Annotated in this window: 2 protein-coding genes; one reads left to right on the top strand and one right to left on the bottom strand. The window is 38.0% G+C overall.

What is annotated here, in order from left to right; translation table 11 throughout:
* The first annotated feature begins 162 nt into the window (after positions 1 to 162).
* Positions 163 to 1,359, top strand: a complete 1,197-nt coding sequence (locus tag B3209_RS01315) for an ATP-binding protein (protein WP_296664257.1) — start codon at positions 163 to 165, stop codon at positions 1,357 to 1,359.
* A gap of 88 nt (positions 1,360 to 1,447) precedes the next feature.
* Here B3209_RS01315 and B3209_RS01310 read toward each other — a convergent pair whose 3' ends face one another.
* Complete coding sequence (locus tag B3209_RS01310; RefSeq protein WP_296664258.1) at positions 1,448 to 1,798, bottom strand: hypothetical protein; 351 nt, start codon at positions 1,796 to 1,798, stop codon at positions 1,448 to 1,450.
* Positions 1,799 to 2,275 lie beyond the last annotated feature (477 nt).

The raw sequence follows: 2,275 nt of genomic DNA, 5'->3' as shown, positions 1-2,275 counted from the left end.
AAAGAAACTCGGTTGATAATCCTCTAGCAAGATTGCCATGCTTAGGATTTCTTTCTGTCAACAAATGAAGTCCAGTCAATTTTGTTAAATCCACTTAACAAAATCAATCAAAAATTGTTAAGTCCACTTAACAATTTGAACAATGTATTATAAAATCAGGCTATGGAAAAACTAATCGAAGTTTTCAGAAAGAAAATGACCGCCCCGCTTCCAACCTTTGAGCGCGAACTGGAAAGAAAAATAAACTGGAATGTGCGGCTTATAAGCATAAGAGGCTCAAGAGGAACTGGAAAAACAACATTATTTTTGCAGCACATAAAAAAAACTTTCTCCAATAATCTGAACAAAGTTCTTTATGTAAGCCTTGACAACATTTATTTTTCAAACAATACACTTGTTGAACTTGCAGAAAAATTTGTAAGCCGTGGCGGCACACATCTTTTTCTTGATGAAGTGCATAAATATGAAAACTGGTCAAAGGAAATCAAAAATCTTTATGATGATTTTCCGGAACTTCACATCGCATTCACTGGTTCTTCCTTGCTTGAAATTCTGAACGGCAGAGCGGATTTAAGCCGCAGAACTTTAGTTTATGAGCTGACCGGGCTTTCTTTCCGCGAGTATCTTTCGCTGATAAAAGCACACGATTTTCCAATTTTTACATTGGAAGAAATACTAGAGAACAACGAGCAGATTTCCGCGGAAATCGCATCAAAAATCAAGCCGTTTGAATTTTTTGACGATTATCTATCTTTTGGCTATTATCCGTACTTTTTAGAAGGAAAAGACGATTATTTTAACCGCCTGAATGAAACCCTGAACATGATTCTAGAAGTTGAGCTTCCTTTTCTCCGCGGATTGGAAATCGCCTATATTCCAAGAATAAAGAAACTTCTGGCTATCATAGGCGAGTCTGCCCCGTTCATTCCAAACATAACACAGCTTGCCGCAAAAATCGGAATTTCAAGGCAGACCTTGCTCATATATTTAAAATATCTGGAAGACGCAAAACTTATAAATCAGCTTTATAAAAAATCACGCGGATTAAGCGTGCTTGAAAAACCCGAAAAGATACTGATGGAAAACACAAATCTTATGGAACTTTTTAACGGAGAAAATACAAATACAGGCAACCGCCGGGAAACTTTTGTTCTAAACCAACTTTTACATTCCCATAAAGTTGATTTTTCAGAGGAAAGTGATTTCTTTGTGGACTCAAAATACACTTTTGAAGTAGGCGGGAAGAACAAAAAGCGCAAACAAATTCAAGAAATTCCAGACTCATACATTATCGCCGACGACATAGAATTTGGCACAGACAGACAAATTCCTATCTGGCTGCTGGGATTCATGTACTGATTTTTTAATATATTAACATGTTGTCATTCTCGCACTCGATGCGGGAATCTATCTTTTTCTCCGCCTTGCCCATATCCGCCTGAACTCCTTACAAGAACATGCACATATAATGCGGAACCGTGATTTTCTTTCCAGTCTGCACAACATTGCCGTTTACTATCTTGTAGCCGTATTTTATTTCATCTTTTTTAAGAAGGGAATCCAAAGATGAAGTGCCGCCTTTTTCAACTGGGATTTTATTGTCAAAGTTTTCTTTCAGGCTTAAAATCGCGCTCTGCTCAATTCCCAAAGCCCAAAGAAATTCCTCAAAATCAAGAGAATGCATCTCGTACTGACGCTCATAGCCGACTGGAATAGAAGAAATTTCCCTATAATTTATTCCAAGAAGAAAACCTGTCGCAATCACATCAAAAGTGTCATCCTGCGCCAGAAATTTCAAAGCCGTTCTATTTTGGAACTCAACTACAAAGATGTCTCTTCGTACCCGGTAGGTTATGTTCTTAGATGAATGAGCTTTTATTTTCTAAGCGATTTGCCTGTTGGTCAAAAAACATTCCTTTATGTACTCGCGGCTTTGATAGTAAAAGTCTGTGTTGAATCTGCTGATGCTGTCGCTGACCCAGGAATTGTAAACTTTGAACAGGGTTTCAATTATGCTGTCAACGTCTTCATCCGGCTGGACATCTTCGATAAGGCGTTCATACACTTCGCCTATTGTCCAGTAATCAGGAACGGCGTATTTGCATTTTGAAACATTGTCAAAATCGCCTGTTTTTATGGAGCGCATATTTATAAATTCTTCCGCAACGCTGTCTATCACCTCGCAGTGCAGAACATCTGAATGAGTATATATTCTTTTTACAACATTCTTTCCCAATGCGTTTACGATATATGCCCTTTTTTGCTTTTGTCTGCG

Source organism: Treponema sp. UBA6852 (genome assembly GCA_002449305.1).
Classification (GTDB): Bacteria; Spirochaetota; Spirochaetia; order Treponematales; family Treponemataceae; genus Treponema_D.
This window is presented reverse-complemented; position numbering and strand designations above follow the sequence as displayed.